General features: G+C 59.3%; 6 protein-coding genes. 3 read left to right on the top strand and 3 right to left on the bottom strand.

Annotated features, from left to right (window positions below; translation table 11 throughout):
* On the top strand, nt 1-400 hold a 400-nt coding region (locus AHiyo1_RS19100), incomplete at its 5' end, for a substrate-binding domain-containing protein (RefSeq protein ID WP_172465651.1).
* Here the strand turns inward: AHiyo1_RS19100 and AHiyo1_RS19095 are convergent.
* Nucleotides 360-668 (bottom strand): hypothetical protein, encoded by a 309-nt coding sequence (locus AHiyo1_RS19095; protein ID WP_148667670.1) that lies wholly within the window; start codon nt 666-668, stop codon nt 360-362. The genes AHiyo1_RS19100 and AHiyo1_RS19095 overlap by 41 nt on opposite strands.
* 2,247 nt (nt 669-2,915) lie before the next feature.
* On the opposite strand from AHiyo1_RS19095, the gene AHiyo1_RS19085 reads away from it, so the two are divergent.
* The gene (locus AHiyo1_RS19085; protein ID WP_216363247.1) at nt 2,916-4,118 is read left to right on the top strand and encodes a chorismate-binding protein; all 1,203 of its coding nucleotides are present in this window, start codon (nt 2,916-2,918) and stop codon (nt 4,116-4,118) included.
* A 48-nt stretch (nt 4,119-4,166) separates the two neighbouring features.
* On the opposite strand, the gene AHiyo1_RS19080 is transcribed toward AHiyo1_RS19085, so the two are convergent.
* Nucleotides 4,167-4,952, bottom strand: coding sequence for an IclR family transcriptional regulator (locus tag AHiyo1_RS19080; RefSeq protein WP_059389610.1), 786 nt, complete (start codon nt 4,950-4,952; stop codon nt 4,167-4,169).
* A 99-nt stretch (nt 4,953-5,051) separates the two neighbouring features.
* A complete protein-coding gene (locus tag AHiyo1_RS19075) occupies nt 5,052-5,645 on the bottom strand; it encodes a nuclear transport factor 2 family protein (protein ID WP_216363246.1) in 594 nt (197 codons plus the stop codon).
* Nucleotides 5,646-5,936: 291 nt separating this feature from the next.
* Here AHiyo1_RS19075 and AHiyo1_RS19070 point away from each other — a divergent pair.
* On the top strand, nt 5,937-6,375 hold a 439-nt coding region (locus AHiyo1_RS19070), incomplete at its 3' end, for a dioxygenase (protein WP_275937081.1).

Genomic DNA, 6,375 nt, shown 5'->3' with positions numbered 1-6,375 from the left:
CCTGGACGAGGCCGGCATCAACCCGCCGCAGGAATGGCTGATCGCCGCCGGCTACGGAATAGAAAACGGATTCACGGCCGGAGAATCACTGCTCGATCAGGAAGCCGTAAAACGCCCGACCGCCGTGTTCGCGGCCAACGACAACATAGCGCTGGGCATCATCGCCGCCGCACACCACTTCGGGATCACCGTCGGGCGGGACCTGGCACTCGTCGGATACAACGACACACCACTTTCAGCCAGGCTCTCCACCCCCCTGTCCTCAGTCCGGGTGCCCCTCGCCCAGATCGCCAGCACCGCCATCGATCTCATCGTCAACCCGGGCAAGGAACCACACATCCGGAAATCCATGCCCACCCTTATCCCCAGGGAATCCAGCGGCGCCCCAAGGCACGCATGAGTAGAACGTCAACAAAACCGGGGTAGTCGAGCCCCGGTTCAAGCTGAGTCATGATTCCAACCCGGATGAAGCACTGAACCCCAGCTGCGCCAATGCAAGAGAGCGTGGTGAGCTTCCTGTGGAGCAAGATGAAGAGGGCGGCGAAAATAACCAGCACGACGGTGAGGACGGCAACGACGATGATCAGCCGGGTATCGCGGATCGGGACCGTGGTGGTCACGGCCGCGACGGTAACAAATAGGCCGATGCCTCTGACGCAAGAAGCCACGGCCCGGATCGTCTGCATGCCCAGTTTCGTCCATGACGGACGCTGACTTCTGCGATCCACGCGTGCGCGTCTCGCAAAAGCGCCGATGAAGGCGCGCCAACTGCATCCGTCCTTCGCCGGCACCAGGAAACCGGCCAATTTGTCTTATCTCACGACTCTGGCGTTTCGATCTAATCCGTCACGTTGTTGTGCGCACAAGATCGAAACTGCTGGGTCGGTGACCGCCGACATCGTTCCAGTCGGCGGCAAAAAAGATGGCGATGTCAGCAAAATGAAGCCACCAACGTTACTAAATGAGGTGGGTCGTTGTGTGCCACAAGGACATCCACAAATTGGCAATAATCCTTGTAATTCCGGGGATTTTGGTACCCACCTCCTATAACAACTTTAGTGCCACGGAGCTCATGCGGTCGTCCCGCTCATTGTTGAGTTAGGAGGTGGGTACCCTAGGCGAACATTTCCGCAGGTCGGGGGTGCTTACGAGGTCTTCCCAATGAGCTGGAAGAACTATTTGCTCCTTGTTCCGGCGTCAACAAAGGACGATGAGGCTCCCTGCTTGGAATCATCGAATACCCGATCAGCCGACGAACTTTGAAGTAGGAGATGAGTCGCCTCATGCCCGAGTCGCGGGCGCTGGGGCACTCCCCTGGCGCTCTCGAACCACTGCCGCGTGCCGCCCAGCGGACGATAGAGGACATATCGCGCGCATCATAGTAGAGCGCGTCTGCCCAGCCACGGCGCCGGTCGGCCATCGCGAAAGCTCCCACCGCACGGCGATACCGGGGGATCGAATACCTGCCCAGGGCTGCCTAGTTCCGGAACACCTCATCCTGCAATCCGTGGATGAGATCAGTTGTAACACCCGTCCAACCGAATCGGAGAAGCAGATCGCGAGATGCTTCCGCCGCAACGTTCTTGATGTCGTCCTCGATAAAGTCTGGCGCGAGTATGATGCGTCGCTCCGATCTGTGTCCACCCATTCGGTAACTGCCGTTGAAGCCGCTCCGCCGTGGGTGCGCGACAACGAGTTCCCACCCCTTGGCTCCCTCGACGGCGAACTCCTGTGAGTTTGGTACGCCAAGATCCTTTTTTGCGTCATCCGTGAAAACCTCGCGCCAGTGCTGCGGCAGGTCCTGCCGGTGAAGGTGGGGTACGTGTTGAAGAAGCGCCGCGCTGACTCACCGATGGGCGCACCATCGTATGGTCCACATGTTGCCGACTCCCCGTTCGCTTTCTGATGGATCTTCAGCCGTTGGTACTTTGCGCAACAGCTCGTTGCGCAGGAGTCTGGACCTGAAAACCTTGAAGTGACGGAGAGCTTGTTCCTTTTGGAACGAGGATGCCAACCCGCGGTCTTGGCCGCGGGATAGTTGATCGTGGCATCCGTGCGCTGCTGCTCCGCGGCGCTGATGCGGGCGGCCAGACCGTCGTCGCTGAGGTACCCGTGCAGGCGCTGCTGCCACGGGGTGTCTTTCTTCTCAGCGAACCAGCCGTGCCGCGTACTGAAATCGTGCGCCTAGGGGTACTTCTGGTAGGTGAGCCGACACCGCATGTTCCGTGGCTGGATGACGGTAGCGCCAAGCCGCCGGGAACTAGGTCCTTTGAGACTCCAAGGTCCGTTTTTCGCAGCTATTCACAGCCCGCACTAAGCCTTCTTGATATCTAAATGGGGCAGTTTGAGTATGAGCGGCTACCTCAAGGTTCTGCCGGCGGACGCTTGTAGAGGAATAGTCAATCCCGCTATGGCTTTCGAGCTGGCTAGGAGCCGTTGAGTGGCCCGCAAGAACATGTCTTTGTCGGCGCTGGGGGTACATTGAGCAATCCCCTTCCGAGTGGGCCGGCGTCCAAGGTGGTGCGTAGGGGCTTCCGCCGAAGGGTGATCCGTCAGGGCCTTAGAGTGGACGCTTCCCGCGGACTTACCTACTCGACTGCGCCCGCGGTTCAGGGGGTGCCAATTGAAGAAGCTCCCTCTCGGTAATGACTTCCGGCAGAATATCCGCAACAAAAGTGACCGTTCTCGATCGCCAGCAGCACCGGAATGGCCAACCCCGGCACCGTCGGCGGATCCACCCCCCGCTTAGCCACCCTACCCTCACATAGAAAAGAGCAGTAACAATGAAAACATCCGACTCGCACGAATTGGCCAGCTCCGAGGCATCGTTTCGCCTTCCGGCTGGCGGTGTCGATGCCATTATCACGGCGCTGACTACAGAAAACTCAGCTGGGCCAGCCTTCGTATATGAACGGGTGGATCCTTTCACCAGGGAGCCTCTAACGACGTGGATCGGCATACGCGTAGACGAGAGGCGGCTGAACAACGATGCTGAGCAGTTCTCTGAACTACGGCGAGAACTTGACGGGCTGAAAGTTGAGGGCGCCCCGGGTGGGGTGTTTGCATTCATCGCGCACCCAGCTGGGCGCGATGAGTCCGATTCTTCCCCAGGTGCCCGGTCCGAAACTCCCTCAGCCGTTTTCCTACGGCTTGTTGATTACATTTACATCGACCACGTAGCGGGGTCAGCACGCGTGATTCACGTTGGAAGCGGTGACCCCGCGATCCCGGCCAAGTGGGCTGAGATGTGTGAAAGCGCAAAGGGGCAGCCGCTCGACCTGTCCCCCCAGGAGGCTCAGTTTGAATGGGCGGCAGCGATATCCGAGGAAGAGTTCGCCAACGGGGTGACGTCCTTCCAGGAACGTGCATCTGAACTCGGCCTCGGCGGCGTCGTTTTATCTGTACGAATGTCGAGCCGTCACGTTTCTGACGCGATCATGAGTTACCGCGTTCTTCGGGCAATTAATCCGTCGACCTGCATGTTTCTACTCCAGCGGCCCGGCTTCGCGCTTTGGGGCTCAACGTCCCTCTCGCTGGCTGAGATCCACAACCGCCGCATCGTAGCTGAGACGGATGGCGCAACGCACCCAATCCCGGATATGCCCAATGGGGATGAATACGTCTGGAACCCGACTGCAAAGGAGATTTCTGAATACGACGTAGTGGCTGAGGCGCTGTGGGAGGACCTCGCCCCGATTTCTATGCCCGGAACACAGCGATTCACGCGCGAGCTGGAGCAGCGGATCTTTTTCGGACTCGGGCATCTCTTCGCGGAGATGCGATCAGTAATCGCTGACGAACACGACGAAATTTCGGTGGTCGAAGCATTGGCTCCTCACGGGGCCGCGGTCGGTCATCCTCGCCCTGCCGCGCTGGCGCTCATCTCAGAGCTCGAAGTGGTTCCCCGAGGCCCTTTCGCAGGTGTGGTCGGTATGTTCGGTACCGATGGAGTCACCGATGCCTGCTCTGTTACACGGTCGATGTGGACCACCCTGGGTGGGAGTTTTGTCCATGCAGGAGCGAAAGTTGTACCAGCGTCGGTGGCCCGTGAGGAGTACGACGAATCGGTGCTGAAGACTCTCGCGCTGCGCCAGTCTGCACGACCACTCAAAATGTGACTCACCGGCGCGAATTACACGCACACCGGGTTCATCAGTCCAGCAGGGTCAAACAAAAAGTTCCGCAGAACTGACCTGTGCTTCTATGACTGCTTTGGCGTCCTTAAGCGCCTTGATGGCCTGGTCCTGCAGGCTTTCGGTCACCCTGACTGCGGGGATGGCGAAGTTCAGGGAGCACTTCGGGTAGACCGGCGGAAGATCCAGAGAGATACCAATGCCGATGATGCCAGGAGTGTATTCTTCACGGGAGTAGGCGATGCCAAGTTGGCGTATGGTTTCAAGCTCGGCGAGGACTCCGTTGGGGCTGAGAATGGTGTGCGAAGTGACGGGTTCAAACCTTGTTGTAGCCAGATACCGCGAGAGCTTGTCCTGGGGCATGTCGGCCAGGATGGCTTTGCCGCCTGAGACGGCGTAAAGGGGCGCGAGGTCCCCGTTTCGGAGGTGAGACACGAGGCGGTGACTGCTGGTGGCGGTCGCAATGACCTCGGCGCTCCGGCCGTTGAGCCGATTCAGGGCGCTGGATTCGTTGATGGCAAGCGTCAGCGCGAGCAGGTGGGGGGTGGCCGTGTCGATAAGTCGGAGGACGTGAGCCGGACGGTCCGAGAGCATCCGCACAGAAGGGCCGAGCGTGTGGGTTCGACGGAGTTCGTCGAAGCTGAGGTATTCCCGCGCGACCAGCGTTTTGAGCAGCTTGGTGAGGCTGCCTTTGGGAATGCCGAGCGAGGCTGCGATTTCGGTATGGGTCAGTCCCTGTTCAGCGTCGGCGAGCAGTTCGAAGACGTCCAGTACCCGGTCTGCGGATTTGACCGCGGCCGGCGGTTCTTCGGTGGTCATCTCTGCTGGCTCCCTGCTGGCGGGTTTTGGCGCATAGTGGTCGTCGCCCATTTTATCTGCCTGCGCGGGCCCCGTACGGGACTCGCGCAGGCAAAGCTGCTAGTTGCCCTTGAGCCACCGGAATCCGCGGTCGTAAAGGTCCTCGACAGCCGGTCCCGTGAGTCCAGGCATGTCCGTCTTGACGGAGTATCCGATTCGGGACTGGGCGTAAGCCAAGTGGCGGTATCCCGCTGGGAACTCCTCGAGTAGCGCCGGGTCCAGGTCCGGCGCTTTGCCCGGTTTCACGGTTTGGATGCGATCGGCTTCGTAGATGGGCTGGCGAAGGACGACTTTCCATTCGCCATTCTGCTTTTCCATGAAGTCGTAGAACCGACCGGTGCAGATAATGTCGCAACTGACACCTTCGACGTCGGCGCGCTGGGTGATGGTCATCTTGGTCTGGGCGACGGCGCGGTCGGCAGCGACGTCAATGGAGCTGCCTCCGAGGAAATGTAGGATGCTGACGCCCTTATTCCACGCCTCAATGCTGGCTTGGATAAAGTCTTCGGCCGGTCCCTGCATCCAGGTGGCCATCATCTCCCCTTCGGGAGACCAGACGGTGCGGAACCTGTTCCAGTCGCCCGCGTCCCGCCAAACCGCCCAGTTTTCGATGACTTCCCTGATGCGTAGCTTTTCAAGCAGTTGAACGTCCATCGCAGTACACCCTCGTTTGGTCATTAGTTTCTATACATAAACCATGATGGGGTGAAAGTGAGTGCTGCGTCAACGACAATCCTGAAATTACTTGCTTTAATCCACCTAATGCCGCAACACTTGTTTCTACATGGAAACTTCAGGTTCGCCCTGTTGATCCAAAAGCCCCTACTTCAATGACGACGCGTGCGTGGTTGAACGCGAACTCTTACTGGTTGAGCTAACCCGGGGTCCGGACCACCAACATCAGCACGAAGACTAGCCCCCTAACCAATTCAGAAGGACCAAGCCATGGCAACGAACGTCTACGCCGCCACTCTCACCTCCGAAGTGCTGCGAAGCTTTGCGAAAACCCCGGACAATCGGCTCAGAGAGATCCTGTGCAGCCTGACCGCCCACCTGCACGCCTTCGTTCAGGACATCGCACCCTCGGTCGAGGAGTGGGACCATGCGATCGACTTCCTCACCCGGACCGGAAGAGCTTGCAGCGATGTGAGGCAGGAATTCATCCTGCTATCCGACGTCCTCGGCGTCTCCATGCTCGTTGAGACCATCAATGGGCAGGAAACCCCCGAGGCGACGGACTCGACGGTGCTCGGGCCTTTCCATATGGTTGAATCCCCGGTCCGGGAACTCGGCGACGATGTCTCCCCCGAAAGTGAAGGTCCGCGTTGCGTAGTCAGCGGTCACGTCCTCTCGATCGACGGGACTCCCATCCCGGACGCCAAGA

The sequence above is a fragment of the Arthrobacter sp. Hiyo1 genome (assembly GCF_001263615.2).
Classification (GTDB): Bacteria; Actinomycetota; Actinomycetes; order Actinomycetales; family Micrococcaceae; genus Arthrobacter.
The sequence above is the reverse complement of the archived record's forward strand: the minus strand, read 5'-3'. Positions and strand labels throughout refer to the sequence as shown.

Excerpts from the sequence above, each read along its gene's own strand:
- AHiyo1_RS19080 (WP_059389610.1), bottom strand. The coding sequence starts at position 4,952 with ATGACCACCGAAGAACCGCCGGCCGCGGTCAAATCCGCAGACCGGGTA.
- AHiyo1_RS19075 (WP_216363246.1), bottom strand. The coding sequence starts at position 5,645 with ATGGACGTTCAACTGCTTGAAAAGCTACGCATCAGGGAAGTCATCGAA.